The organism is Sulfolobus sp. B1 (genome assembly GCF_007050195.1).
Classification (GTDB): domain Archaea; phylum Thermoproteota; class Thermoprotei_A; order Sulfolobales; family Sulfolobaceae; genus Saccharolobus.
This window is the reverse complement of the sequence record NZ_QIMI01000233.1, coordinates 1-1,566: the sequence shown is the minus strand read 5'-3', so window position 1 is coordinate 1,566 and position 1,566 is coordinate 1. Positions and strand designations below refer to the sequence as shown.

Below are 1,566 nucleotides of genomic sequence, written 5' to 3'. Positions count from 1 at the left end.
TTATTCGGAAGAGAAAAGGAGGTTCAATACATAAGGGAACAAATAATTTCCAAAAATTGGATAATAATCGGTGGGCAAAGAGGGATAGGAAAGACCAGTGTCATGAAAGTTGCAATTAATGAGTTGAAAAAGAACGATAGGATTGATGGAATTTATTTGAACTTAAGGGGAGTTACAACGTTGAGAGAATTGCTATCTTTACTGATCTCAGAGATAAATAGAAATAAATTATTCAAATTATTGAACGTTAGTGTTAACTTTAACCTAGGTCCTTTGGGTGTAGAGTTAAAGGGCGGTAAATTAAACGTTCAAAGGAGCTTATTAGAACTACTTCTGTCCATAAACCATGACCTAGTTATAGGATTAGATGAGGTACAAGAGCTCTCCTCAGTTACTAAGCCACTATTAGACGTCCTAGGAAACGTCTTCATGAGTAACCCAAAGGTTAGGTTCTTATTCTCTGGATCTTATGTTGGCTTAGTAAAAGCTTTGCTAAATCCAAAGGAGGGTTCACCCTTATTGGGAAGACCACCTATTGAAATCAAGCTAAGACCTTTTAACAAACAAGTTTCAATAGGCTTCTTAAAGGCGGGTATGGAGGAGCTAAACGTGGACCTTGAAGACAGTAAAGCTGAGGAAGTAGTTAACAGATTAGATGGAGTGGTAGGTTGGTTAACGCTGTTTGGCAATAATTACGCTATAAGAAAGCTTAGCTTCAATGATTCGTTGAAGATAACTATAAATGAAGGTAGGAAATTAATGCTAGAGGAATTGAACCATTTCCTCGAAGGTAGGAATAGGGAATTATACTTAGCAACGTTATCCTCCATCAAAATCGCCAAGAGATGGAAAGATATAAAATTCGCTGTAACCGTGAGATTAAAGAGAGAGATAGACGATAAGGAGTTGAGCTCAGTACTTGAAGCTTTGGTAAATTACAATTTCATTGAGAAGGTTGAGGAGGGAGAGTACACGTTAGTAGACCCTATTTTAAGAGAAATGGAATTTCATTTCTAGTCAATTAGAAAGCATTTTAAGAGATATATTGAGAATTGAAAAAATAAGCTATAAGCTGAATTCTTCGCATGTTGGCAACAATTTCATAAAATTTTATTCTCACTTATTGATTTCGAGTACATTGGGTAAGAATGTTTTCAGCCATCCTGTTATTGTATTTCTTGTTGAGTTAAATGAGGGAAATCAAACCCATTCACATTCTCGCCTAATAAATAACTCGCTCCAAAAATACTTTTCCGTTTTTTAAAGAAAATTTTTCAATCAAATTGTTGTCCACACTCAATCATTCCTATGTATTTTTAAATACTGACCTCATCCATACCTTAAAGAGCGAGGCTTGTCTTTCCTTTGTGAACGTGGGAGTAGGATACGTTTGATCTAATAGGATGTGACGCTAATAAAACTAGCAGACTAACCTCTCTTCCCTCAGGTAATGAAAGTTGGGCTCTTTAATCTAAATTCTAGAACGGAGTCTGACTTCCTCTCCTTAGGGAGGCGTTTTCAAAGACGATGATTTAAGCAATACTATTTGTATGTTTTTCAATTAAT

Annotated in this window: 1 protein-coding gene; it reads left to right on the top strand. The window is 35.7% G+C overall.

Going from position 1 to position 1,566, the window contains the following annotated elements:
* The coding region (locus tag DMP16_RS09775) for an ATP-binding protein (RefSeq protein ID WP_143577180.1) at positions 1-1,017 on the top strand (1,017 nt) is incomplete at its 5' end.
* Positions 1,018-1,566 lie beyond the last annotated feature (549 nt).